This window comes from Janthinobacterium sp. GMG2 (assembly GCF_033949445.1).
In the GTDB taxonomy this organism is placed as follows: domain Bacteria; phylum Pseudomonadota; class Gammaproteobacteria; order Burkholderiales; family Burkholderiaceae_D; genus Janthinobacterium; species Janthinobacterium aestuarii.
The window spans coordinates 110,586-134,280 of sequence record NZ_JAXAWA010000008.1 but is presented as its reverse complement, the minus strand read 5'-3'; the positions used below and the strand labels follow the sequence as shown (position 1 = coordinate 134,280).

Genomic DNA, 23,695 nt, shown 5'->3' with positions numbered 1-23,695 from the left:
GCCATGGCCGACATTGCCGGCGTCTTCCACTGGACGCCGGCAGCGATGGACGGTTTTACGATTGATGAACTGATGGCCTGGCGCGAACGTGCCAGGCAGCGAAGCGGAGCGGAATAGATGGCTGGTCGGGATTTGAAGTTACAGGTGGTATTTGCGGCGCTGGACAAAATCACCGGCCCGCTGAAAAAAATCATGGGCGGTTCCAGCGATACGGCCAAGGCACTGAAGGCCACCAGCGACCGCTTGCGCGACCTGAACGCGCAGCAAAAGAACATCAGCAAATTCCGCGAGCTGCACGGTGGCCTGGAGGCCACGCGCACCAAGCTGGAAGCGGCGCAGCAGAAGGTGGCCAGCCTGGCCGCCAAGATGAAACAGACGGAGGCACCCACGCGCGCCATGACGCGCGAGTTTAACGCCGCCGTCAAAGCAGCTGGCGCCTTGAAGACGGCCGGCCAGCAGCAGGCCCAGCAACTGCAGATCATGCGCGAGCGCCTGGCGGGCGCCGGCATCGGTACCAAAGACCTGGCCAACCACGAGCGCACCTTGCGCCGCGAAATCGAGGCCACCAACAAAACCATGACCTTGCAGCAGCAGAAGCTGGCCAATGCAAACGCCAAGCAACAGCGCGTCACCAACGCCACCCAGCACGCCGACAAGCTGCGCAACAAGGCGGGCAATATGGCCATGGCCGGCGCTGGCGCGACGGCGACCGGCGCGGTTATGGCCATGCCCGTGGCCAAGGGTCTGCACGAGGCGAAGCATTACCAGTTGGAAAAGGCCCGCGTCAATGCCTTGGGCCTTGGGCCGAAAACCAGCCAGCAGGCGATCCAGTTCGCCCAGAACATGAAGACCTACGGCACCAGCCAAAACGAAAACCTGGAACTAGTGCGCGACGCGATGTCGATCTTTGGCGATCTGCACCACGCGGAAATGGTCGCACCCACGTTGGCCAAGATGAAGTTTGCCAACAAGGCGTTCTTTGGCGCAGAGTCTGGCGAAGAGAACGAACGCGTCTTCATGGACTTGCTCAAAGTGATCGAGCAGCGCGGCGGCACGGCCAGTTCGGAGAAATTCCACGACCAGGCCAACATGATGCAAAAGGTCATCACGGCCACGGGCGGGCGCGTCGGGCCGACAGAGTGGCTGAACTTCATCAAGACGGGCGGCATCGCTGCCAAGATCATGGACGACAAGCAGTTCTATTACCAGATGGAACCACTGGTGCAGGAAGTCGGCGGCCACCGCGCCGGCACGGCCCTGATGTCCGGCTATTCGAACTTGTACCAGGGGCGCACCACCAAGCGCGCCGTCAGCAACATGGAAAAACTGGGGCTGATTAAAGATCGTCGTCAGGTCAAGCATGACAAAGTTGCGCAAAGCGCCACCCTTGGCCCAGGGGCCCTGCTGGGCAGTGACATTTTCCGACGCAGCCAATTTGAGTGGCTGGAAACCGTCTTGCTGCCACAACTGGAAAAGAAAGGCATCACGGATCCTAAGCAAATTGAGGACACCATCGGCAGTTTGTTTTCAAACCGCACGGCAGGTAATCAGTTTTTGGATATGTTCCGGCAGCGCATCCAGATGCACAAAAATGCCAAGCTGAACGAAGGTGCGTATGACATCGAGCAGATTTATGACTTGGGCAAGCAGCAGGCCGGCGGCGCCGAATTGGAAGCGACGGCCAGGCTGGCCAACTTGAAACTCACCATGGGCGAGAAAATCCTGCCGCTGTATGCGCAGGGACTGGAAATGGCCATCAGTGCCATCACGCGCCTAAACGGCTTCATGGAACGCAATCCGACCGTAGCCAAGGTCATGATTACCGCCTTTGCCGTGCTAGCCAGCCTGCTGCTGGTGCTCGGCCCGCTGATGCTGGGCATTGCCGCCATGATCGGCCCGTATGCCATGCTGCACGTCATGTTCGCCAAGATGGGTGTGACGGGCGGCGTGCTCACGCCGATCCTGCGCGGCCTGGGCGGCGCCTTCATGTGGGCGGGCCGCGCCGTGCTGTGGCTGGGCCGCGCGCTGATGCTCAACCCGATTGGTATTGCCATCACGGTCATTGCCGGTGCCGCCTTCCTGATTTACAAATACTGGGAGCCGATCAAGGCATTCTTTGGCGGCCTGTGGTCCAGCGTCAAGGCGGCGTTTGCCGGCGGATTCGTCGGCATCAATAGCCTGATCGCCGACTGGTCACCACTGGGCCTGTTCTATCGCGCCTTCGCGGGCGTGCTGGGCTGGTTCGGCGTTGCGCTGCCGGCCAGGTTCAGCGACTTTGCCGCCGGCATCCGAGGCCGCCTCGCCAAGGGGCTGGCGCCGCTGGCCGGCTTCTTTGCCGGCATCTGGTCGCAGATCAAGACCGCCTTTGTCGGCGGCATCGGCGGCGTCAGCGCCCTGGTCGCCAACTGGACACCGCTCGCCCTTTTCTATCGCGCCTTCGCGGGCGTGCTGGGCTGGTTCGGCATTGCGCTGCCGGCCAAGTTCACCGACTTCGGCGCCAACATCCTGCAGCGCATCAACGCATCCTGGCAACCTATCGGCGTCTTCTTCGCCGATATCTGGTCGCGCCTGCGCACCGTCTGCGCGGGCGGCATGGGCAGCATCACCGCCCTGATTATCAACTGGTCGCCGGTCGGCGTGTTCTATCAGGCGTTCGCGGGCGTATTGAACTGGTTCGGCATCAAGCTGCCGGCCCAGTTCACCGAGTTCGGCGCCAACATCCTGCGCGGCCTGGTCAACGGCATCACTGGTTCCATGGGCGCAGTCAAGGACGCCATCAGCAATGCCGGTTCCAGCACCATTGCCTGGTTTAAGGAAAAGCTGGGCATCCACAGCCCAAGCCGCGTGTTTGCCCAGCTGGGAGACTACACCATGCAAGGCCTGGCCGTGGGCCTGGACCGCAGCGAGGGCGCGCCGATTGCCAAGGTATCGGGCCTGGCGCAGCGCCTGACGCAATTGGGCGCAGGCATCGCCATCGGCACGGCCACGGCGTTACCCGCCAGCGCCTTCGACACGCGCGCCCCGCTATCGCAGGGCGGGTTCGGCGCCGGATTGAGCATCCAGGGCGACAAGATCGAAATCACGATCCAGGCGCAAGCCGGTTCCGATCCCCAGGCCATCGCCCGCGCCGTGTACGCGGCGATGGAACAGCGCGACCGCGAAAAGGCGGCACGCATCCGCTCGTCCCTGCGCGACCACGATTAAGAAGGAATAAGCAACATGATGATGATTTTAGGAATGTTCGTGTTCAGCCTGCCGACCTTGGCCTATCACGAGCTGCAGCGGCAAACGGAATGGAAGCACGCCAGCACGGCCCGCGTGGGCCTGCGCGATGCGCACCAGTATGTAGGGCCAGGTGACGACACGATTACCCTGTCGGGCTGGGTGGCGCCGGAACTAACCGGCTCCCTGTATTCGCTCGATGCGCTGCGCATGATGGCCGACACGGGTAAGTCTTGGATTCTGATCCAGGGCACGGGCCGCATTCTCGGCTCGTACCGCATCACCAGCATGACGGAGGGGCGCAGCATCCTCGACGGCAGCGGCGGCGCGCGCCGCGTCGAGTTCTCGATTGCGCTCAAGCGCGATGACGACGGCGTGCTGGCCATGCTTGGCCTGGGCGACATCGGCGACCTGAAAAACATGCTCAGCATCGACGGCATGACCAGCAGCATCGCGGGCGCGGCCAAGAATGCCGTGGGCAGCGTGGTCGGCAATGTGGTCGGCGGCATCACGTCGAAATACGGCGGCGTGGTCAGCGAGATGAAAGACAAGATCGGCGGCAGCATCAGCGGCGCCATCGGCAGCGCGGCGGACAAGTTCAAATGAGCGAGCATATCCCCGCCTTCAAGGTCAGCATCGAGGACAAGGATTTGACGGCCATCGTTTCACCGCGGCTCATCAATCTGACCTTGACCCTGTGCCGTGGCGACGAGAGCGACCAGCTCGATATTGCGCTCGATGACAGCGACGGCAAGCTGGCCCTGCCGCCGCGCGGCGCGCAGATCGCCCTGGCCCTGGGCTGGCAATCATCCGGCCTGGTGGACATGGGCAAGTTCACCGTCGACGAAGTGGAGCACAGCGGCGCGCCCGACACCATTACCCTGCGCGCCAGGTCGGCCAACCTGATCGACACGTTCAAGCAGCAACAGGAACACAGCTTTCACAAGACCACCCTGGGCGCCATCATCGAGGCGATTGCCTTCCGCAACGAGCTGGCGTCGGGCGTGTCGACGCGTCTGCGCGATACCGCCATCGAGCACGTCGACCAGACCCACGAAAGCGATGCAGCCTTCCTGCGCCGGCTGGGCAGGAAATACGACGCCGTGGCCACCGTCAAGAATGACACCCTGCTCTTCATCCCCATCAACCAGAGCCGCACGGCCAGCGGCAAGGCGCTGCCAGTCATCCCCATCACGCGCGCCCTGGGCGACGGCCACCGCTACCACAGCGCCGAAAGCGACGCCTACACGGGCGTACGCGCCTTCTGGCACGACGAACGCTACGCGCGGCGCCGCAGCGTCGTGGCCGGCGTGCCCGGCAACAGCAAGCGCCTGCGCACCACCTTTGCCAACGAAACCGACGCGCGCGCGGCGGCCGTGGCGGAATGGCAGCGCATCCTGCGCGGCCTGGCCACCTTTGAAATGAGCCTGGCCCTGGGCAACCCGGCCGTGTTCCCGCAATCGCCCGTCACCGTGACAGGCTTCAAGCCCGAGATCGACGCCACCGAATGGCTATCGGTCAAGGTCACGCACAGCCTTGGCGGCAACGGCTTTACCACGCGCGTGGAGTTCGAAACGAAGACGGAAGCGGTCGAGGCAGAACGCGAGGACGAGAAAGACCCGGACGAAGGCATCACGGGCGTGGTGGCCAGGTGGAAGGACGTGGCGGCGAAGAAGAAAAAGGCGGGGCAGGAGCAGGCAGGCGCCACAGGCATGCTCAAGACGCTGGAGCATCTTTACAAGAACAAGAGCAGCGCCAAGCGAGCGGCAAAAACAGCATGGAACAACATAAAGGAAGTGCGCGAGATCATTAATGAAAACAGCGAGGAACCTTGAAAACCGGAAGCGACGATTTCTAGTGTATAGATGCGGAGGCGCATTGCATGAACCAAACACTGGCCCCCACACACATTAGTGGAAATTCACAATCCTAGGAAATGAGCATTCTAGAGCGGTTAATGAGGCAGCAAGAGACTTATGCACGATGTGACTTCAGACCGTTGAAAAAGGCACTTCGAACAGCCCATCGCACAGCGTCATCAGTTCTGACGCTTTTCCAATGGTCGGGATGACGCATCACATCTCGCACTTCATATCGATCATCTTCTGGGTAGCGCACCTCTAAAAACCCAATTCGATATAAGAATCGTGCAAGAGCAATATCTGATTCGCCGTACGAGACACCCTTTTGAAGTCTGACTTGGCCATTCCCAATTAGACCTCTAAGATGTTTGTATAAATCCGAAGCAATCCATTCAAGAGATTTCCCGGTAAAGGACTGCAGACAAATATCCAATCCTATACATAGACCACCAAATTCCGTTTTCAAGAACTCAAGTTGATCAGTCGAATAGCTCCATTCTGCATCTTGGATCACTTCATCGGAAACAGGAAGCCTATCTGCACCATCGAGTGCAAACTTAATCATGGCGCGCAGGCTACGAGGCGTGTACATTGACCTTCTAACAAAATAACTAAAAGAATCACTCTTGGATTTATTCTTTAAAGTCACCTCTTTAGTGAAGAAAACATGCCACATGTCATCAAACGGCACTCTAATCATTTTATATTCAATGTTTAGCGCCATCGCAATTGCAAGTCGAAGTCTTTGAGCTGTCCAAAGCCTTAAATCATTGATATTCCAATTTAGATGCACCACTCCACTTACTTTGTCTGAATAATGCCAACCAGGATTAATATTGAGCCACAAATCTTGCCGCATAAATAAATGAACTTCGGCGTTTTTATTGTGATGTGTTATCCTATCAGCGGCTTCGATCGCGTCGCGAATTAAACGAATATTTGTCGCGCCGCCATCTTCTTGAATATTATCGAAATCATCAACATAAAGTGCAAAATTTGTGGCTTGCGAAACCCGAGCTATTCGCTCTACGCTACCTTTTTCTTGTTCTGCGTTTTCGGCGGCCATGGCTTTAGCCCAAGGTACGAGTGTCTTCAGAACGTCGACTATGCGTTCGCCAAAATCTCGCTCCGTAATTCCCTTAGTCTTTGCCCAAGCCCGAACTGCAATTTCATCGTCATTGGTGAGTAGATGGCCGCTCATCTCATGGGCGAGCCTTCTGCAAATCAGATCTGCGTAAATTTGCATCCAGTCGGAAACAGCGCCGTATCCACGCTCTGCGGCTTTCACTAAACGTTCCGCGTGCAGCGAGGCAAGTTCGTCCGCCGAAGCTTCCACTATTAGCGTTTTGGAATCTTGTTTGCGACGTTCAATGCTAGTCAATCTTACCGCTGACTTCCCGGCCCCCTTACGAGCTACAGCGACCGTCACCATTTTAGATATCGCGTTCAAAAACCAATCTGGTTGCACTAGAAGATTATCGAACCAACTGTCTTGAACTGTGTCACGCTCCGCATCAGGAAATCCCACGAAGCTAGAATCGTCTTGCCAACGCGTGCGAATGATTTGCACTTGTTCCACTGTTAATAATTTAACATGTTCAGATTTCATTTTTTCCTTAGCATAGTATTTCGATGCTCTTCAAATTTCGATCTTACAATAACAGCAATAACTATTCATAACGAAGACTCACAACCAATGACGTTATCTATTCTCAAATAAAATATACTGTCAAGATGTCGTCCGTGTTAGATCGCGTTGCTTGACAAGTGATTATCCTCCAACGATTTTATTGAAGTCGATTGCATACCCAGCTGCCTTCATTTCCTTTGCCACCTCGATCTGCCAATTAGCGTCATCCACATAAACCATACCGCTTATATCGCCTGGAAGTTCCATGTTCCCGCTAACCAATGGAACAACATGAGATCGAGTGAGCTTGGCCACAAGATAGCCGTGTTCAAACACAACATTCTGGCGAGCACGAGCGTTCAATTCACCTTTTCCTGCTGCTGCTTCAGTATTACCTCTGTCATCCCCAGTATATAAAACGATAGCAAAGCCAACATCTGTATTTGCCTCAATTTTCTCGATAATCGTCATGCCTTTGCTTGCCTGCTCGTGCAGGATCACGGCTTCAAATCCAAGCTTCTCGACAAATCGTGCAGTCTTTGTCTTTAAGAGGTCATCATGACCATGGACAATAAAAATTCGTTTATTTTTCAAGGATGGCTTCTTGCTGACAGAGGATTGAACTTCCTGAGGAGGCGAAGGGGGCGAAAAATCGAACTCATCATTCTCAATATCAAGCCTAAGTGAGTCGATAAAGGAAAAACATGACTCACCATCCTCACGCAAAAATACGCCTACATCTGACTCACCCCTTCCAATAACAAATACAGACCTCTGTAACTTTGCGTTTAGTTTTGACGAAGCACCGGGAAGGTTTTGATCCAAAAACTTAGAAAATTGATTTCTCCATGCTGCAAAGCGCTCTCTACCATAAGAAGAGCCGCGTTGCCCATATGCGTTTACAACGTCACTCTGCAGGCGATCTCGAAAATCCTGTAATTTTTGCAACACTTCGGTCTTATTCATAATTCTGTGGATCCAATCAGTACTTACATGGCTTGAGCGGAAGCTATTGGCCGTTATCGGCAACTGAGGATAACGATTTTCCAGGCAGAAATACTCACACATTGTCACACTACAGAGAATTTCTGCTTTTGCGGAATGCCTCTGTTCTCTTATAGACCACAGGACTTTTAGCAAGGAAAATAATTACGCTTGCCGTCTGCTTAGCGGTGTAAAAGTCGCTCATAGGACACGTTTCGGCTTATTTCTTGGACCATGCGAGTACCTAAAAATCACCTTTAACAGTCGAACTCATCTCTCAAATATCGGATGAAATATCCCAGCTCGTCAGACTGCACTGCCTGAAGTCGAGCCGTGCTGAACCTTGCTACGATCTTTTATTGCTGGATGCCTCGTAAGGCAGAGCGATATCACTCAAAACCCTCAAACACTCGTCTGCGATGATTTAGCCAATGAAAATTATGTAGAGCACGCATGCAGGAATTACAATCAACATAAGAAGATCAATCATTTGCAGACTATTTTTCCTTTTTTCGTCCGCTGCCGGCCACATTAAAAGTCTGCGGTCCAATGATATTCCCCACGAAGTTTTGCCCAATCTTGCCGTGGTTTTCAACGTGCGGGGCATTCCCTGCGGGAGATGCCGGGGGCGCTGGCAGGCGCATGCCGCCAATCATTCCAAGAACGCCAGCTCGTCCACGCGCATCCAGATTCCGGAAACCAGAAACTAGTTCACTTTCATCCGCGCTGAGCACCGCAGCTGAGACGCTGCCAGTCATCACATACCAAACGTCTACTCCAATTTCTAACAGCGCACATAGGTAGATAGCATCCGGAGATCGCTCATCTTTCTCGTACGAAATTTGGGCGCGTTTTTTGACCCCACCAACTGCGGCGAAATCATCTTGATTCATGCCCAAACGTTGACGCTCTTGCTTTAATCTTTCACCAAACATGCTCATACTCACATCTTTTTGTTGACTAGTGCGCTTTTGGACACTATAGTTACGCCATCCTGTAGCGATTACACATCATAACATTATGAAAAACGTATCCAATGCCAGACGTACTGCCAAGGGCGTCACGACTAAACCCCTCGGCGTTCGACTGGCTCCTGACGAAGTAAGAGAAATAGAAGCCTTCGCAGCCGAGCAAGAGCGTTCTCGCGCTTGGTTCCTCCGCTTCCTAATCCTGCGCGGCCTCGCCGACTATAAGCGCGAACTTGCATCCAAACCCACCCACTAAGGACCACGTCATGTACCCCGATGCAAAACGTATCCGCAGCCACCGCGTCATGCTGCGCCTCGATGACTATGAGCACCAGCTTGTTTCCTCGATCGCCAACTACCAGGGCGAAGAGCTTGCGGTGCTGGTGCGCCAGATCGTGATGCGTGAAGCCCTGGCCGTGATCGCCTTGGATGACGCCACCATCGACAGCGTACAGCGTCGCAGCGCTTAAACCGAGTCACTTTTGAGCAACTCTAAAGTTACAGAAAATGCCAGACCATCAAATTAACCTCAATGACGAAGAGCGCGCGTTGCTGGAACTCGTGCGTCAACGCCAGGGGCTGGCAAGTATCGATCAGGCGGCTGAATGGCTCGTCAAATCGCGCTTACGCAAGCAGTCAAAAAACATGACAGGTCGCGGTCGCGCCCTGTACCAAGTGGAAAGAACGCTGAAATGAGAGTCATCGGCCTGCCCTGCCCGCATTGCGAATACACCGTCCGCGCCGTCAAGAGCCGCACGATGTCCGCCATGTTCAAGGAAATCACCTACATGTGCCAGAACCCAGAATGCGGGCACTCCTTCGTGGCAGGCCTGGAAGTACTGCGCACCCTCTCGCTGTCCGCCATGCCCAAGCCGGATATCCGCATCCCGATGTCCCAGCATGCGCGCGCGGCAGCCACCAACCAGCTGGCCTTGGACCTGACGGCGGGCTGCTGATGACTATCACGATCCTCGCGCCGCCGTAGCCCGGCTACCGTAACTCCCCCTCTTTTGCTGTGCCCTGCTGCGCTCCCTTTTGAGCGTGCGGGATTCGTTCAACCTGAAATAAGGAAAACCGATGGAAAACACGCTGCACGCCACCCGTCATGCCGACCAATCCATGGCATCAAGCACGATTCGCCCGACCTTGCAAAATTGTATCGTCCCCGTGGCGCCAACGTGTTTTCTGCTGCAAGCTGGCGCGGGCATCGGCATCGCGGCGCTGACCGCCCATATCCATGAGATTGCCAAGACCTATCACGCCTACGGCGCTGCCAATCTGACCTTCATCGTCAGCGATGCGCAAGCACTGGAGCGTGAGGGCTTTTTCGCGCCAGCCAAGCAACGCGCCTTGGTCGGCAAGCTGTCCATCGAGGTGAACTACCTTTTCGCCACTGAAGCGGGTTCCCGGCACTGCTGCGGCGCATCGCACACGCTCCCATACTGGGCAGAACATTTTCTCAAGCCAGGGGCACGCTGATGCTGCGCCTGGCCAAAACCTGCGGCATCTGGCTGCTGTCACTCCTGATCCTGATTACCCCAGCGCTGCTGCGGGCCATCGGCGCCATCAAGGACTGAACCATGCCGGCGTCCCTTATCGACAACCACCTGTCCTTCCAGCCTGCCGCCGAAATTCTGGCCGCGCGCGACAAGGACATGCCGACGCCACCAGGCGCCGGGCATGCGCTGGCCGCCATCGCCGAAGCCAAGGCCCAGCTGCGCAGCATCAAGCCGCGCAACCTGGCTCCCTTCATGGCCCAGGCCTGGGGCTTGTCGCCGCGTGGCGCGCGCCGTTCCGTGCTGATCGCCGCCGGCCTGGACGCCGACCGCTGGGAATCGCCCATCCATTCATTTACCGAGGAAGAGCGCATCGCGCTGCGCGCCGCCACCTCCGCCGCTATCCGTGTGTACGAAAGACTGTTGAATGCAATCTAAACAAATCCTGCTGCCGGCCCCACAACGCCACGAAGCCTTTTTGCGCTCCGCCCAGTTCGCGCCCGAGCTGGCCCGCATCCCCTACAAGTGGCGCAACCGCGTCATCACGGCGGCCATGGCCAAGATGGCCTGGTCGTCCTGGTACAAAGTCTATGAATCCGTCGCCACCAGCTTTGTGCGCGAGTTTGCCGAACAGTACGTGCCGGCCGGCGTAGACCTGTCGCAAAGCGACGCCGACATCGTGGCCACCGCCGAGCGCGCTGCCGATGGCGTGACCAAAATGCTGTGGATGGCCGTGTCCGACACGCACGCCCTGCAAATCATGGAAGACGAATGCGCCTCGTATGGCATCGAGCTGCCGGAGTTCGACGCGCTGCCCGACACCATCGCCCGCCTGGTGGACGCCCGCTGGTGGCGCCGCCAGTTGCGCAAGCGCGTCAAGCGCGCCTTTGAAGCGGGCAATATTCGCCTGGGCTATGTGAAATACAGCGGCGAACCCTACGCCAGCAACGATGCAGTGCTGTCGCGCCTGGCGCAGAACCGCCGCAATGCGGCGGCGCTGGCCGCCACAATGGTGCAGAACGAGAACGGCCAGCAATTCAGCATCGCCGAGCTGGCCGAGAAAACCACCGCCAATAAGGCGATCCGGCGCGGCGAACTGATGCTGCGCATCAACGGCTTTGAACAGATCGCCCGCGAGTGCGGCGACCAGGGCATTTTCATCACCTGGACGTGCCCATCGCGCTTCCACGCCATGCAGCACAGCGGCAAGCCAAACGACAAGTTCGACGGCTCCACGCCGCGCGAGGCGAATGCCTATCTGGGCAAGATGACTTCCCTGTGCCGCTCCGCGCTGGCGCGCCGTGGCATCGGCCTGTACGGCTTTCGCATCGCCGAGCCGCACCACGACGGCTGCCCGCATTGGCATCTGCTGCTGTTCGTGCGCCCCACCGCGAAATACAAAACGGCCCACCTGCAGGATGTGGCCGGCCGCGCCATCCGCATCATGAAGCGCTACGCCTGGCGCGTGGACCGTGGCGAACCGGGTGCCTTTGCGCGCCGCCTGGACGTCAAGCGCATCGACTGGGCCAAAGGCAGCGCCGCCGGCTACATCGCCAAGTACGTGGCCAAGAACATCGACGGCGTGGCCGACCACAAGACGAAAGAAGGCTACGTCGTCACAGCCGACACCGACGGCGATGTCGAGCTGACGCCCTCGGCGCGCGTCGAGTCCTGGGCCGCGTGCTGGGGCATCCGCCAATTCCAGCAATGGGGCGGCGCGCCCGTCACCGTGTGGCGCGAACTGCGCCGCATCGAGGAAAGCATGGTCAATGAAGCGCCGGCCGCCATGCGCCGCGCCTGGAATGCCGTGCAGAAGATCGACGGCGAAAAGCGCGCCTGCTGGGCCGAATACCTGCGCGCCCAGGGCGGCGCCCTGGTGCCGCGCAAAGAGCTGGTCGTCACGCTGGCCAAGGACGAAAAGACCGTCATCGGCCGCTACGGAGAAACGCAACGCATCACGCCCTACGGCGTGCGCTGCAGCGATCTGATCGGCGTGGTCTTCAAGTCCGTGCGCCATACGTGGACGCCGGTACAGGCCACAGGCAGGCGCGGGGTGGCTGTTGGGGTTGCCGTTCCTCGGACTCGTGTAAATAACTGTACGCACCCCGACCGCCCTGCCCCGGCCACGCCGCCGGCGGCGCCCGTGCCTGACCTGTCCGACGAGGCCAAAACAGCACTGATTGCCGCCTGGGCAGCCGTCAACGCCTGCCCGTATCCCAGATTGATCGTTCCCGACAACCCACCGCAAGAAGGAAATGGCACATGAGCACCTATGCCGTGATCGTTCGCACGCAAACCGAACGCTTTGAATTTTTTGAGGTTGCCGCTTCCAGCGGCGACGTGATCGACGCCGCCATCGACCGCTACGGCGTGTGTGGCGTTACCGCCAAACTGAAAGGAGCACCGCAATGCTGACCACCCTGACCGATTCACCGCGGCAAATCGCCCTGGGCGACCGCGTAACGTTCGATACCGACGAAGGCTACCAGGCCGGCACCGTCAACGACCTGCGCCGCGACGTGGGCAATGGCGAGCTGCATGCCTGGGTGGAGCTGGACCACCAGTGGCCGGGCATGTTCCGGGCCGTGCCGCTGGGCGCGCTGCAGTCTGCAAGCGCCGCCGCGCCGGTTGCGGAACTCGCAAGCTGAGGCTAGCCAAGTGAACGCTTTTTACAACGAAATTGACCCATACGCAGCCGCATGGCTGCGCAACCTGATAGAGGCCGGCCACATAGCGCCGGGAATTGTGGATGAACGATCGATCGAAGATATTTGTCCCGATGAGCTCGTCGGCTACACGCAATGCCACTTTTTCGCTGGCGTTGGAGTTTGGTCCTATGCTCTTCGTCGCGCAGGATGGGACGACACGCGACCAGTCTGGACAGGTAGTTGCCCGTGCCAGCCTTTCAGCACGGCAGGCAAAGGAACTGGGTTTGATGACCAGCGGCACCTGTGGCCAGCGTTCCAGCACCTTATCAGCGAGTCGCGCCCTGCAGCAGTCTTTGGAGAGCAGGTTGCGGGCAAGGACGTCGATGCTTGGATCGACCTTGTACAAGATGACTTGGAAGCCTTGGGTTACACCTTCGGGGCGGTCGCGTTCCCGTCTGCGGGCATCGGCGCGCCGCACATCCGGGACCGCACCTACTGGATGGGTTACGCCAACGACACGGGATCACAAGGATACACCCGGCATGGTGGCCCAGCGCGATGGCAAGGACCGGGTCGACCAGCTGCCACGCCAAGCCTACCTTGCGGGCTGGCCGACGCCACAGGCCAGCGATTCGACGGGTGGAGGACAGATCTGCCGGGCGATGGGAGAGACACGGCACGGCTCCAATCTGAACGACTTTGCAATGCTGGCAGCGGACTCCCCGGCCCGGTTAACGGCCTCTGGCAATCTGCTGACTGGCTCACATGCCGGGATGGAAAGTGGCGGCCAGTTGAACCCGGCACATTCCCGCTGGCTCATGGGGCTCCCGCCCGAGTGGGACGCCTGCGCGCCTACGGCAACGCGATCAACGCGGAGCAGGCACGCATCTTTATCGAGTCGGTAATGGAGGTGACATGAACCACATGAGTGCCGGTAATGCGGATCGCACTAGCGGAGGAGTAATGCAATCAAGCGACTTACAAAGTACCCAAATGGATCAATACAAAGAATTCTGCCGGCTACGCGACTACCGCAAGCCTGGCGTCGAAGTACCGCACCACACCGAGGCCGAAGCATTCGCCTTGGCGGTGCAAAGCAAGGCCCGCCATACAGAACCAGCCCAGCGCAAGAAAAACCCCACCACGAAAGGAATCAAATAATGAACGAAGACCGAATTATTTACCGCCAGGACTTATACAAAATGCTGGGCGTCACTTCGGAGACGCTGCGCAGATGGGTGAAGGAGAACAAGCTGCCGCCGGCGGACGTTTCCATAACCCAGCGTACGCTGGGATGGCGCCTTTCAACGCTCCAAGCCGCTGGGATCAGGCTGCTTTAACAGCCAATCAGCGAATGCCTGAAGCATCACCCGGCGCTGCTTCAGGTATTCCGCCGAGTTGTACACTCCACGCACGCCGCCGTCCTTGTGCGCGAGCTGCACCTCGACATGATCCGAGTTGTACTCGTGCTCGTTGGCCCAGGTGGAACCGACCTTGCGCCAGCCGTGGCCCGTCATCTTGCCTTTGAAGCCGATTCGGTGAATGAGGTAAAGAATCGCGTTTTCACTCATGGGGCGGCTGCCGCCCCGGTCGTTCGGGAAAACATAGATGCTGCCCCGCGAACGCAGCTTCATTTCAGCCAGCAGTTCCAGCGCCTGGGAAGACAGCGGCACCAAGTGCTCGCGGCCCTTCTTCATGCGCTTGCCCGGTATCCGCCAGACATCGCCCTCCACTTCCGCCCAGGTCATGCGCCGCAGCTCGTCCGTGCGCGTCCACGTCAACGCCAGCAGCTTGCAGGCCAGCACAGACTGAATTTCATCTTCCAGGTCCAGGCGCTCCATGAATGGATGCACCTCGGCCAATGCCAGGGCGGCGAACCCTTCGCGCGGCTTGCGGGAAAAGGCGACCTTCGAATTGATGTTCGATGCAGGGTTCTCCTCGCAGTGGCCATGCTGGATGGCCCAGTCAAGAACCTGGCCCACCCACATGCGCACCCGCCGGACATACACGGAAAGGCCGGCGGCATCCATCGGGCGCAGCGCGGCCATCAAGTCTTCCTTGGTAATTTCACGAACCGTTTTCGCGCCCAGCGTCGGCGACACGTACATGGCCAGCGCGCGCAGTGCATTTGCCTTGTAGCCGGCGCTGATGTCCGTGCGCCCGGCCCAGTAGGTATCGATGGCGGCATCAAGCGCAATGGATGGGCTGCTTGTCTTGCGCTTGGGCTTGAGGTCTTCCCCGTCGATCAGTTTCAACCGCAAAACGTCCCGGCGCTCGCGGGCTTCCTTGAGGCCAATCAGGGGATACGGGCCAATCACGGCAGTTTGCTGCTTGCCCTCGTCGTTACGATAGGCCATGCGCCAAACCTTATTTCCGCTTGGCAGGACTGCCAGCATCAGGCCGTGGCCATCGAAGAGCTTGCGCAGCTTGCCATCGTTTGGCGTTGCGCGGCGGCAGTCTGCGTCGGTAAGGGTATTGATGGCCATGCGATATCCTGTAGGTACGGTTTTGAGAAAAACCGCATCATACCTACAATTTAGCCTACGCATCATTCTGCGAGAGCGTTTTTGGATATCACCGAATCTGTGACTCGGCGGGACAAAAATCAAGCTAAGTCGTTGATTTTCAATGAAATTCGGTGGAATATAGGTTGTGTATACTCACGAATTTTTTATGTACTTGGCGGAAGCGGTGAGATTCGAACTCACGAACAGTTTAACCCGTCGCTAGTTTTCAAGACTAGTGCCTTCAACCACTCGGCCACGCTTCCAGATGGCAGCATTATACATAAAGGTCCGTGGCTTACCAATGGCTAGCACAGTTTGCCTGACAGGAAAGAGCGGGCACGCTTGCCTTACACGCCCCAGTTTTCCCGCAGCGCCTTCTCGAACTCCCCTGCCGGCAACGGGCGCGAGAACAGGTAGCCCTGCACTTCGTCGCAACCTGAGCTCTTCAGGAAGGCCAGTTGCTCGGCCGTTTCCACGCCTTCGGCGATCACTTTATGGTGCAGTTGCTGGGCGATGCTGATGATGGTGCTGGCGATGGCGCAGTCGCTGGCGTCGGTGGGGATGCCGGTGGTGAAGGAACGGTCGATCTTTAACGTATCGATGGGGAAGCGTTTCAGATAGGACAGGCTTGAGTAGCCGGTACCGAAGTCGTCCAGGGACAGGGCCACACCCAAGGCCGTGATGCGGTCCATGATGCCGATGACTCTCTCGATGTTGTGCATCAGGGTGCTTTCCGTGATTTCCAGTTCCAGCCAGGCCGCTTCCAGGCCGTAGCGGGCCAGGGTCGCCGCCACTCTGGCGGGCAGCGCTGCCGTGAATTCGCGGGCGGAGACGTTGACGGCCAGGCGGATCGGCGGCAGGCCGGCAAGTTTCCACGCTTGCGCCTGGGCGCAGGCCGCCTCCAGTACCCATTCGCCCACTTGCACCACCAGGCCAGTCGATTCGGCCAAAGGAATAAACTCGGCGGGCGGGATCATGCCGTGCTGCGGGTGGTGCCAGCGCACCAGCGCTTCGGCGCCGATGATGCGGCCGCTGCCCAGGGCGTATTTCGGTTGGTAGTGCAGCAGCAGTTGCTGTTCCGACAGGGCCTGGCGCAAGCCTGTTTCCAGGCGCATGCGCGCCTGCATGCCCAGGTTCATGTCCTGGCTGTAGAACGCCACGCTTTCCGCTTCGCCGCCGCTGTCCTGCTTGGCGCGGTACATGGCGATGTCGGCCAGGCGCAGCAGGGTTTCCGCGTCCTGCGCGTCTTGCGGATACACGCTGATGCCGATGCTGGCACCCACGCGCAGGTCGTGGCCTTCGATCAGGAACGGCTCCACCAGCGAGGCCAGCAGCTTTTGCGCCACCATGCTCGCTTCGAAATGCTGGCCGATGTCGAACAGGCCGACGGCGAACTCGTCGCCGCCCAGGCGCGCCACCAGGTCCTGGTCGCGCAATACCTGGCGGAAACGCAGGGAGACCTGGCGCAGCAGTTCGTCGCCGATGCGCCGGCCCAGAGTGTCGTTGATCAGCTTAAAACGGTTCAGGTCGATGAACAGCACGCAGCCGAGCATCTTGCTGCGCTGCGCCACGGAGAGGGCCTGGTCGACCAGCTTGGCCAGCAAGGTGCGGTTGGGCAGGCTGGTCAGCGGGTCGTAATACGCCAGGTGGTGCAGCCGCTCTTCGGCCAGCTTGCGTTCCGTGATGTCCGTCAGATAGGCGATGAGTCCGATCGGCTTGTCATCCAGGTCTTGCAGCGGAGACAGGGACAGGCTGGCCCAGAAGACCTCGCCCGACTTCTTTCGGCGGCGCACCTCCATCAGGCGCCCCCCCTGCTCCAGGAAGGCATCGTGGAAACCCGTGTCTTCGTCATCGTACAGGAACAAAATGTTGCGCCCCACGGCTTCCACCGAGGTGTAGCCGAACAGGCGTTCGGCGCCCTTGTTCCAGCTGGTGATGTAGCCCGTCAAGTCCATCGTCAGCACGGATTCGTGCAACTGGTCGAGGATTTGCGTCTGCTGCGCCAGCAAGGCTTCGACTTGCGCGTAGGCATGGGTCGAGCGTTGCGCCAGCGAATGCACTTGCAGGACGCCGGCCGTCAACGATGCCAGGCTGGCCAGGTGGCGGCGGTCGGCGTCGTTATACAGCGGACGGCCGGCCACGCTGTAATGGCCGAAACAGTGGCCGTCGAAACTGACTTCCTGCAGCAAGGCGGGCGTATCGCGGGGAAACAGCACGGCCGGCACAGCGGCGTCCGTGCCGGCCGCAGGCAGGAATTGGCCATGCGGGCTGGCCATCACCGTACTGGCGATACGGCCCAGCTCAGCGACCAGCGCAGGGCCGCGCAAACGCACGACGGCGTCGCACAGGGCGGCGCTGTCACCGAGGAAATCCGACACCGGAAACAGGGCCATGCTAGAGGTTCCGGCTGACCTGGATGGCCCATTGGTAGGCCTGCAGCAGGCTGCGCCAATAGGTTTCTCCATCGATACCGGCGCGGCGCAAGCCGTCGGGCGGCGGCGTGGCGCTTTCGACCAGCGCCAGCAAAGTGCCCAGCTCCCCATTGCGTTCCAGCAAGGCGGCGCTGACTTCGGGCGCCAGGTTCAGGGTGGCGATGATCTCTGCCATCGGCATGCCCAGCAGGACGTCAAGCAGCGAAAATACGCCTGCCATGAAGGCTAGGTCTTGCGCGTCGCGGTCGCCGCCGCGCAACTGGCACAGCGCTTCCATCTGCGCCGCGCGCACGGCCGCCAGCGGCAGCAGCGCGTGGATCTTGCCATCGTCCTGTTGCCGCGCATACAGCAGCAGTTGCAGCCAGCGCTGCAGCTGGCGCCGGCCCAGCAGGGTGATGGCCTGGCTGAAGCTGGTAATCGGCGCCGTGAAACCGAAGGCGGCTGAATTGACCAGTTTCAATAAATGATAGCTGAGGGCCGGGTCTTGCTTGAGCGGCACTTCCAGCTCGTGCGCGTCGGCATCGCGGGCCAGCAGGCCCAGCAGCGACATCAGCCGGCGCCGCGATGTCGCGTCTTCCGGCTCGCCTTGCTGGCGCGCATGCTGCAAGGCGTAATCGCCGGCAAACCAGCTGACGCCAAGTTCTTGCAATGCGGCAATCTGCCCCGCGTCGGCGATGTTGTAGGCCAGGTGCGGCCCCGGCAAGGGCAGCAGCTGATGCAGGGCCGGTTGTGCGCCTGCCGCGTCAAAGCTCAGCGCGCGCGCGTCGACTTGCGCCGCCACCACGGGATTGGCGTCGGCGCCATCGAGAAGGATGCGGTAGCCGGCATCGCGCCATTGCCGGCATTTTTTCTGGAGTTGCTTGTCGCCGGCAAGCTGGGCCGGCAAACGGAAGATGGTGCGTTGCGGCGCCAGTTGCGCCAGCACGGCCTCGTCCACGCCATGCGGGTCGGTCAGGGGAATGATGCAATCGAGCGGCGCCAGGAAGGCATACGCATCGGCAGCGGCCAGCGCCGCCAGCAGCGGCGCCGTCGAGGCCTGCGGTACATGCAAGGTGACAGCGACCCACTCGTTATGAGCATTGGCCACTGCTTGTAATCCCACCAACGGAAACAGGTTTGATTCAGACGCTGACATCGGTATCTCAGTGTGGGTAGGGCGCCATAGTAAATAAACTGACCAGCATTGGCAACCCTGGCCCGACAGAGATGCCCTCGACAGCGAGAATCATTCTATCTGAATCTCACCCACGAAACAGTTTAATTTTGGCAATAGATGTTCAAAAAGAACATTCCCCCGCGAGACCCGCCTGCCATGCGGGTCAGCCAAAAACCCGGTACCGCGCACGCATGCTCAGGCGCTGCCGCCATGCGCGTGCTCGACCGCATATTTGATCAATTCAGCCTGCCCTTCGATGCCGAGCTTGCGCTTGATGTTCAGCCGGTGCGTCTCCACCGTGCGCACGCTCAGGTCGAGCGCGCGGGCGATCTGCTTGTTCGACTGGCCCGCCGCGATGTGCTGCAGCACCTGCTGCTCGCGCGTGGTGAGGAAGGAATCGTGGACTTGCGGCCGGGACAGTTGCCGCGCCAGCGCTGCGCTGTAATAAATGCCGCCGGACATCACCGTCTCGATGGCAAACACAATATCTTTACCAGGAGCATCTTTGAGCACATAACCGCGCGCCCCGGCGGCGATGGCTTGCGACACGTATTCGAGCTTGTCGTGCATGGACAGGATCAGCACGGCAATTTGCGGAAACGCCTGCTTGAACAGGGCCGTCGCTTCAATGCCATTCGTGCCGCGCATATTGATATCCATCAGCACGAGGTCCACCTGGTGCGTGCGCGCCTGACTCAACGCTTCGTCGGCGCCGCCCGCTTCGGCCACGACGTCGAAATGCGCGACCGCTTCCAGGCGCGCGCGCAAGCCGTCGCGCACGAGGGGGTGGTCGTCCACCAGCAGGATGTTGATCTTCTCGGTCATGGTTCTCTATTTTAATGTGGAGGAAAGCTCGAGCCGCGCCAGCACCACGGTGCCGGCCAGGGACGAGGTGATGTGCAGGCTGCCGCCGATGGCTTCCATGCGTTCCGTCATGTTGCGCAGGCCGATGCCGCGCTGCGGGTGCAAGGCGATGCCGTCGAAATCGAAGCCGCCGCCATTATCCCGGATGCGCAGTTCCACGGCCTTGCCCGTCTCGTGCAGGCTCACTTCCACGCCGCGGGCGTGGGCATGGCGCTCGCAATTGGTCAGCGCTTCCTGGGCGATGCGGAACAGCACGGTATTGACCATATCGGGCAAGCCCTCGCCCGCCGCCGCGGGGCTGGCCGTGAAACTGGCTTGCGCGCTGCTGCTGTCGTTGAATTCATGCACGAGGTGGTCGAGCGCGGCGGCCAGGCCCAGGTCATCCAGAATGGCCGGGCGCAGGTTGTGCGAAATGCGCCGCACCTCGCCCAGCACCTTGTTCAGCTGTTCGGCGGCCCGCTCGAACGTGGCGGGCGCCTTGTCTTTCTGTTCCGCATTGCCGCCCAGGCGCGCGATGCCCGCCTCGATCTGCAGCTTGATCGACACGAGCCACTGGCTGATGCCGTCATGCAAGTCACGCGACAGCCGCGCCCGCTCTTCCTCCTGCGATTCGACCACGCGCTGCGCCAGCACTTTCAGCTTGGCGTCGGCCACGCGCAATTCGCGCAAGTTCAGCACGAGGCCGCAGGCGGCCACCAGCAGGGAACCGAGGATGGCGATGGCGGCGATCAGCTCCATGGTCGAGCGGATATTGCGCGACTGCTGGGCGTCGACCTTGGCCAGCGCCTGGTCCACGTCATCCATATAAATACCGGTACCCATCATCCAGCCCCATTCCGGCATCAGGATCACATAGCCGAGCTTGGGCGCGGACTTGTTCGTCGACGGCTTGATCCAGTTGTAGCGCTCGAAACCGCCGCCGCTCTGGGCCCGCTGCATCAGGCGCTGGATGGTCAGATTGCCTTCGGCGTCGCGCAATTGCCACAGGTTCTGCCCCACCAGTTCAGGCTGGCGTGGATGCATCAGCGACTTGCCCTGCAAATCATAGATGAAGAAATAGCCATCGTCGCCATAGCTGAGGGCCGACAGGATGCGCTTGGCCTCCTCTTGCGTGGCGTCATCCTTGCGCCCCGACTGATACAGCGAGGCGATGGAATGGCTGGCCAGGGTCACGTAATGCTTGAGCTCGGCTTCCTTGCTGGCCAGATACGCTTGCTGAATGGTGGCGCGCTGCTGCTCGGCCAGGGTAATCGCCTGGTGCCGCACGGCAAATGCGATGGCGCACAGGGCGAGGATGAGCGGCGTGATGGCCAGGAAGATGACTTTCTGTCTGAGTTTCATGGCCTTGCGCGCTCCGGCGGCGTCGATGCTGGTGGGAATGCGTGATTTTACGTCGCGGCGTGGCGATCGGTCTGCGTAGTAATACTGAGCGTTACTGCGTAGTGCTGCGCTTGCGGCAATTATACGATTCCTGAATACTCGCCATAAGCTGCAGATACCACGAATTCACACCCAAACTGGCGACGACCAGGCTCGGCAGCACACATCATCGCACGGCACAGCGCCCGTCACATCTCTGGAGGAAGCATGAACCGCATTTTCAAACAGCTCGGCTGGGCAGCGCTTGCGCTGGCAGGCGCCGGGTCCCTGGGCGTCGTCGCCCTGCAACGCGGCGAATCGATCAGCGCGATCTGGATCGTCATCGCCGCCGTCTGCGTCTATCTGATCGCCTACCGTTTCTACAGCCTGTTCATCGCCGACAAGGTGCTGGGCCTGGACTCGCGTCGCATGACGCCGGCCTTCAAGCACAACGATGGCCTCGACCACGTGCCGACCAACAAATATGTGCTGTTCGGCCACCATTTCGCGGCGATCGCCGGCGCCGGTCCCCTCGTCGGTCCCGTGCTGGCCGCGCAGATGGGCTATCTGCCCGGCATGCTGTGGATTCTGGCTGGCGTCGTATTTGCCGGCGCCGTGCAGGATTTCATCGTGCTGTTCATTTCCATGCGCCGCGACGGCCGCTCGCTCGGCGACCTGATCAAGGCTGAACTGGGCGAGATTCCCGGCATGATCGCCTTGCTCGGCTGCTTCATGATCATGGTCATCATCCTGGCCGTGCTGGCATTGATCGTCGTCAAGGCGCTGACTGGCTCCCCATGGGGCAGCTTCACCGTGATGGCGACGATCCCCATCGCCCTGTTCATGGGCGTGTACTCGCGCTTCATCCGCGTGGGCCGCATTGGCGAAATTTCCATCATCGGCTTCGTCTTGCTGATGCTGGCCATCATCGGCGGCCAGTACGTGCAGGAACACGCGGTATTGGGCCCGATGTTCACGTTTACCGGCACGGAACTGACGTGGATGCTGATCGGCTACGGCTTCATCGCCTCGGTCCTGCCCGTGTGGCTGCTGCTGGCGCCGCGCGACTACCTGTCCACTTTCCTGAAGATCGGCACGATCCTGGGCCTGGCCATCGGCATCATCGTCGTCGCCCCTTACCTGAAAATGCCGGCCATGACCAAGTTCATCGATGGCTCCGGCCCTGTCTGGTCGGGCAATCTGTTCCCCTTCCTGTTCATCACCATCGCCTGCGGCGCGGTCTCCGGCTTCCACGCGCTGATTTCCTCGGGCACCACGCCGAAGATGATTGAAAACGAAAGCCACGCCCGCTTCATCGGCTATGGCGCCATGCTGATGGAATCGTTCGTCGCCATCATGGCCCTGGTGGCCGCCTCGACCATCGAACCAGGCATCTATTTCGCCATGAACAGCCCGGCCGCCCTGATCGGCACCACGGCAGAGTCCGCCGCACAGGCGATCTCGCAGTGGGGCTTTTATGTGACGCCGGAAATGCTGACGCAAACGGCCAAGGACGTGGGCGAGCACAGCATCATCTCGCGCGCCGGCGGCGCACCGACCCTGGCCGTCGGCATGGCCCAGATTCTCTCGGGTGCCATCGGCGGCAAGGCCATGATGGCCTTCTGGTACCACTTCGCGATTTTGTTCGAAGCGCTGTTCATCCTGACGGCCGTCGATGCGGGCACGCGTGCCGGCCGCTTCATGCTGCAAGATTTGCTGGGCAGCTTCGTGCCAGCGCTGAAACAGACGGAAAACGTCATCGCCAACCTGCTGGCCACGGGCCTGTGCGTGGCGGCCTGGGGCTACTTCCTGTACCAGGGCGTGGTCGATCCATTGGGCGGCATCAACACTTTGTGGCCGCTGTTCGGCATCGCCAACCAGATGCTGGCGGCCATCGCGCTGATCCTCGGTACCTGCGTGCTGTTCAAGATGAAACGTGGCCAGTATGCATGGGTCACCATCACGCCAACGATCTGGCTGCTGCTGTGCACCTTGACGGCGGGCTGGCAAAAGATTTTCGACGCCAATCCGCGCGTCGGCTTCCTCGCGCATGCCAAGAAATACTCGGCGGCACTCGATGAAGGCACCCTGCTGGCACCGGCCAAGTCGGTGGCGCAGATGCAGCAGATCATCTTCAACGATTACCTGGACGCGGGCCTGGCAGCCTTCTTCGTGGTGGTCGTCGTCAGCGTGCTGTTCTTCGGCATCCGCACCATCATGAAGGCGCGCGCCGACAGCAAGCCGAGCACCAAGGAAACGCCGTTCCAGGCCTTGCCCACGGTGCAATGATGATCGACGAAATCATCAAGGCTGGACGGTATCTGGGACAAAGCATGCGGCTCATGTGCGGCTTGCCCGAGTACGACACCTATGTGGCGCACCGGGAAGTCACCCATCCCGGCGAGCCGATGATGACGTATGAAGAGTTCTTCCGCGAACGGCAGGAAGCCCGCTACGGTGGCGCCGGCAAGCGTGGTGGTTGTTGTTAGCGGACACCTGCCCCAGCCTACTGCGCGTCGGTATAGGTGGCCTGCGATGCTCACCGTACTTTAGTACGGTTGCGCTTC

At 59.8% G+C, this 23,695-nt stretch carries 24 protein-coding genes and 1 tRNA gene; 16 read left to right on the top strand and 9 right to left on the bottom strand.

Annotated features, from left to right (window positions below):
• The first annotated feature begins 3 nt into the window (after positions 1–3).
• Genes SKZ59_RS24450 through SKZ59_RS24435 form a run of 4 tightly spaced genes read left to right on the top strand, consistent with a single transcriptional unit; the run spans position 4 to position 5,057 of the window.
• Positions 4–117, top strand: coding sequence for a GpE family phage tail protein (locus SKZ59_RS24450; RefSeq protein ID WP_071650284.1), 114 nt, complete (start codon positions 4–6; stop codon positions 115–117).
• Positions 118–3,204 (top strand): phage tail protein, encoded by a 3,087-nt coding sequence (locus SKZ59_RS24445; protein WP_319993214.1) that lies wholly within the window; start codon positions 118–120, stop codon positions 3,202–3,204. It abuts the gene before it with no gap.
• Between the two features lie 15 nt (positions 3,205–3,219).
• Entirely contained in the window at positions 3,220–3,828 is a 609-nt protein-coding gene (locus SKZ59_RS24440) for a phage tail protein (RefSeq protein ID WP_319993213.1), read from the top strand.
• Positions 3,825–5,057 carry a phage late control D family protein gene (locus SKZ59_RS24435; RefSeq protein ID WP_319993212.1) on the top strand — a complete coding sequence of 411 codons (1,233 nt, stop codon included), beginning with the start codon at positions 3,825–3,827 and terminating at the stop codon, positions 5,055–5,057. Before SKZ59_RS24440 ends, SKZ59_RS24435 begins: the two co-directional genes overlap by 4 nt.
• A gap of 139 nt (positions 5,058–5,196) precedes the next feature.
• Here the strand turns inward: SKZ59_RS24435 and SKZ59_RS24430 are convergent, their stop codons facing one another.
• From SKZ59_RS24430 to SKZ59_RS24420, 3 genes are all read right to left on the bottom strand, one after another.
• A complete protein-coding gene (locus tag SKZ59_RS24430; protein WP_319993211.1) occupies positions 5,197–6,693 on the bottom strand; it encodes a P-loop ATPase, Sll1717 family in 1,497 nt (498 codons plus the stop codon).
• A 162-nt stretch (positions 6,694–6,855) separates the two neighbouring features.
• A complete protein-coding gene (locus SKZ59_RS24425; protein ID WP_319993210.1) occupies positions 6,856–7,680 on the bottom strand; it encodes a nucleotide-binding protein in 825 nt (274 codons plus the stop codon).
• A 515-nt stretch (positions 7,681–8,195) separates the two neighbouring features.
• On the bottom strand, positions 8,196–8,639 hold the full coding sequence (locus tag SKZ59_RS24420; protein ID WP_319993209.1) for a helix-turn-helix transcriptional regulator: 444 nt from the start codon (positions 8,637–8,639) through the stop codon (positions 8,196–8,198).
• A 293-nt stretch (positions 8,640–8,932) separates the two neighbouring features.
• On the opposite strand from SKZ59_RS24420, the gene SKZ59_RS24415 reads away from it, so the two are divergent.
• From SKZ59_RS24415 to SKZ59_RS24370, 10 genes are all read left to right on the top strand, one after another.
• Positions 8,933–9,136, top strand: a complete 204-nt coding sequence (locus tag SKZ59_RS24415; RefSeq protein WP_046682348.1) for a hypothetical protein — start codon at positions 8,933–8,935, stop codon at positions 9,134–9,136.
• A 37-nt stretch (positions 9,137–9,173) separates the two neighbouring features.
• Positions 9,174–9,362 (top strand): hypothetical protein, encoded by a 189-nt coding sequence (locus tag SKZ59_RS24410; protein ID WP_319993208.1) that lies wholly within the window; start codon positions 9,174–9,176, stop codon positions 9,360–9,362.
• Positions 9,359–9,622: an ogr/Delta-like zinc finger family protein gene (locus SKZ59_RS24405; RefSeq protein WP_319993207.1), complete on the top strand. Its 264-nt coding sequence runs from the start codon at positions 9,359–9,361 to the stop codon at positions 9,620–9,622. The genes SKZ59_RS24410 and SKZ59_RS24405 overlap by 4 nt, the downstream gene beginning before the upstream one ends.
• 121 nt (positions 9,623–9,743) lie before the next feature.
• The gene (locus SKZ59_RS24400; RefSeq protein WP_319993206.1) at positions 9,744–10,145 is read left to right on the top strand and encodes a hypothetical protein; all 402 of its coding nucleotides are present in this window, start codon (positions 9,744–9,746) and stop codon (positions 10,143–10,145) included.
• A 101-nt stretch (positions 10,146–10,246) separates the two neighbouring features.
• Entirely contained in the window at positions 10,247–10,600 is a 354-nt protein-coding gene (locus SKZ59_RS24395; RefSeq protein WP_319993205.1) for a hypothetical protein, read from the top strand.
• Positions 10,590–12,428: a replication endonuclease gene (locus SKZ59_RS24390; RefSeq protein WP_319993204.1), complete on the top strand. Its 1,839-nt coding sequence runs from the start codon at positions 10,590–10,592 to the stop codon at positions 12,426–12,428. Before SKZ59_RS24395 ends, SKZ59_RS24390 begins: the two co-directional genes overlap by 11 nt.
• On the top strand, positions 12,425–12,577 hold the full coding sequence (locus SKZ59_RS24385) for a hypothetical protein (RefSeq protein ID WP_175539401.1): 153 nt from the start codon (positions 12,425–12,427) through the stop codon (positions 12,575–12,577). Before SKZ59_RS24390 ends, SKZ59_RS24385 begins: the two co-directional genes overlap by 4 nt.
• Complete coding sequence (locus SKZ59_RS24380) at positions 12,571–12,810, top strand: hypothetical protein (protein ID WP_319993203.1); 240 nt, start codon at positions 12,571–12,573, stop codon at positions 12,808–12,810. Before SKZ59_RS24385 ends, SKZ59_RS24380 begins: the two co-directional genes overlap by 7 nt.
• Positions 12,701–13,729 (top strand): DNA cytosine methyltransferase, encoded by a 1,029-nt coding sequence (locus tag SKZ59_RS24375; RefSeq protein ID WP_319993202.1) that lies wholly within the window; start codon positions 12,701–12,703, stop codon positions 13,727–13,729. The genes SKZ59_RS24380 and SKZ59_RS24375 overlap by 110 nt, the downstream gene beginning before the upstream one ends.
• Entirely contained in the window at positions 13,726–13,971 is a 246-nt protein-coding gene (locus SKZ59_RS24370; protein ID WP_319993201.1) for a hypothetical protein, read from the top strand. Before SKZ59_RS24375 ends, SKZ59_RS24370 begins: the two co-directional genes overlap by 4 nt.
• Positions 13,972–14,114: 143 nt before the next feature.
• Here the strand turns inward: SKZ59_RS24370 and SKZ59_RS24365 are convergent, their stop codons facing one another.
• The 6 genes from SKZ59_RS24365 to SKZ59_RS24340 all read right to left on the bottom strand — a co-directional run bounded on the left by SKZ59_RS24365 (position 14,115) and on the right by SKZ59_RS24340 (position 21,110).
• Positions 14,115–15,296 carry a tyrosine-type recombinase/integrase gene (locus SKZ59_RS24365; protein ID WP_319993200.1) on the bottom strand — a complete coding sequence of 394 codons (1,182 nt, stop codon included), beginning with the start codon at positions 15,294–15,296 and terminating at the stop codon, positions 14,115–14,117.
• A 194-nt stretch (positions 15,297–15,490) separates the two neighbouring features.
• A tRNA-Ser gene (locus tag SKZ59_RS24360) sits at positions 15,491–15,580 on the bottom strand.
• A gap of 84 nt (positions 15,581–15,664) precedes the next feature.
• Positions 15,665–17,710, bottom strand: a complete 2,046-nt coding sequence (locus SKZ59_RS24355) for a putative bifunctional diguanylate cyclase/phosphodiesterase (protein ID WP_319993199.1) — start codon at positions 17,708–17,710, stop codon at positions 15,665–15,667.
• 1 nt (position 17,711) lies between these two features.
• Complete coding sequence (locus SKZ59_RS24350; RefSeq protein WP_319993198.1) at positions 17,712–18,836, bottom strand: EAL and HDOD domain-containing protein; 1,125 nt, start codon at positions 18,834–18,836, stop codon at positions 17,712–17,714.
• A 264-nt stretch (positions 18,837–19,100) separates the two neighbouring features.
• Complete coding sequence (locus tag SKZ59_RS24345; protein WP_070302435.1) at positions 19,101–19,730, bottom strand: response regulator transcription factor; 630 nt, start codon at positions 19,728–19,730, stop codon at positions 19,101–19,103.
• Positions 19,731–19,736: 6 nt separating this feature from the next.
• Entirely contained in the window at positions 19,737–21,110 is a 1,374-nt protein-coding gene (locus SKZ59_RS24340) for a cache domain-containing protein (RefSeq protein ID WP_319993197.1), read from the bottom strand.
• 246 nt (positions 21,111–21,356) lie between these two features.
• Here SKZ59_RS24340 and SKZ59_RS24335 point away from each other — a divergent pair, with 246 nt between their 5' ends.
• Complete coding sequence (locus SKZ59_RS24335; RefSeq protein ID WP_070302432.1) at positions 21,357–23,417, top strand: carbon starvation CstA family protein; 2,061 nt, start codon at positions 21,357–21,359, stop codon at positions 23,415–23,417.
• Positions 23,417–23,617 (top strand): YbdD/YjiX family protein, encoded by a 201-nt coding sequence (locus tag SKZ59_RS24330; RefSeq protein ID WP_010396213.1) that lies wholly within the window; start codon positions 23,417–23,419, stop codon positions 23,615–23,617. The genes SKZ59_RS24335 and SKZ59_RS24330 overlap by 1 nt, the downstream gene beginning before the upstream one ends.
• The last annotated feature ends 78 nt before the right edge of the window (positions 23,618–23,695 follow it).

Excerpts from the sequence above, each read along its gene's own strand:
- SKZ59_RS24415 (WP_046682348.1), top strand. The coding sequence starts at position 8,933 with ATGTACCCCGATGCAAAACGTATCCGCAGCCACCGCGTCATGCTGCGC.
- SKZ59_RS24365 (WP_319993200.1), bottom strand. The coding sequence starts at position 15,296 with ATGGCCATCAATACCCTTACCGACGCAGACTGCCGCCGCGCAACGCCA.
- SKZ59_RS24375 (WP_319993202.1), top strand. The coding sequence starts at position 12,701 with ATGCCTGGGTGGAGCTGGACCACCAGTGGCCGGGCATGTTCCGGGCCG.
- SKZ59_RS24330 (WP_010396213.1), top strand. The coding sequence starts at position 23,417 with ATGATCGACGAAATCATCAAGGCTGGACGGTATCTGGGACAAAGCATG.
- SKZ59_RS24450 (WP_071650284.1), top strand. The coding sequence starts at position 4 with ATGGCCGACATTGCCGGCGTCTTCCACTGGACGCCGGCAGCGATGGAC.
- SKZ59_RS24405 (WP_319993207.1), top strand. The coding sequence starts at position 9,359 with ATGAGAGTCATCGGCCTGCCCTGCCCGCATTGCGAATACACCGTCCGC.
- SKZ59_RS24445 (WP_319993214.1), top strand. The coding sequence starts at position 118 with ATGGCTGGTCGGGATTTGAAGTTACAGGTGGTATTTGCGGCGCTGGAC.
- SKZ59_RS24390 (WP_319993204.1), top strand. The coding sequence starts at position 10,590 with ATGCAATCTAAACAAATCCTGCTGCCGGCCCCACAACGCCACGAAGCC.
- SKZ59_RS24410 (WP_319993208.1), top strand. The coding sequence starts at position 9,174 with ATGCCAGACCATCAAATTAACCTCAATGACGAAGAGCGCGCGTTGCTG.
- SKZ59_RS24335 (WP_070302432.1), top strand. The coding sequence starts at position 21,357 with ATGAACCGCATTTTCAAACAGCTCGGCTGGGCAGCGCTTGCGCTGGCA.
- SKZ59_RS24420 (WP_319993209.1), bottom strand. The coding sequence starts at position 8,639 with ATGAGCATGTTTGGTGAAAGATTAAAGCAAGAGCGTCAACGTTTGGGC.
- SKZ59_RS24385 (WP_175539401.1), top strand. The coding sequence starts at position 12,425 with ATGAGCACCTATGCCGTGATCGTTCGCACGCAAACCGAACGCTTTGAA.
- SKZ59_RS24370 (WP_319993201.1), top strand. The coding sequence starts at position 13,726 with ATGAACCACATGAGTGCCGGTAATGCGGATCGCACTAGCGGAGGAGTA.
- SKZ59_RS24440 (WP_319993213.1), top strand. The coding sequence starts at position 3,220 with ATGATGATGATTTTAGGAATGTTCGTGTTCAGCCTGCCGACCTTGGCC.
- SKZ59_RS24400 (WP_319993206.1), top strand. The coding sequence starts at position 9,744 with ATGGAAAACACGCTGCACGCCACCCGTCATGCCGACCAATCCATGGCA.
- SKZ59_RS24380 (WP_319993203.1), top strand. The coding sequence starts at position 12,571 with ATGCTGACCACCCTGACCGATTCACCGCGGCAAATCGCCCTGGGCGAC.
- SKZ59_RS24345 (WP_070302435.1), bottom strand. The coding sequence starts at position 19,730 with ATGACCGAGAAGATCAACATCCTGCTGGTGGACGACCACCCCCTCGTG.
- SKZ59_RS24355 (WP_319993199.1), bottom strand. The coding sequence starts at position 17,710 with ATGGCCCTGTTTCCGGTGTCGGATTTCCTCGGTGACAGCGCCGCCCTG.
- SKZ59_RS24435 (WP_319993212.1), top strand. The coding sequence starts at position 3,825 with ATGAGCGAGCATATCCCCGCCTTCAAGGTCAGCATCGAGGACAAGGAT.
- SKZ59_RS24395 (WP_319993205.1), top strand. The coding sequence starts at position 10,247 with ATGCCGGCGTCCCTTATCGACAACCACCTGTCCTTCCAGCCTGCCGCC.
- SKZ59_RS24430 (WP_319993211.1), bottom strand. The coding sequence starts at position 6,693 with ATGAAATCTGAACATGTTAAATTATTAACAGTGGAACAAGTGCAAATC.
- SKZ59_RS24425 (WP_319993210.1), bottom strand. The coding sequence starts at position 7,680 with ATGAATAAGACCGAAGTGTTGCAAAAATTACAGGATTTTCGAGATCGC.
- SKZ59_RS24340 (WP_319993197.1), bottom strand. The coding sequence starts at position 21,110 with ATGAAACTCAGACAGAAAGTCATCTTCCTGGCCATCACGCCGCTCATC.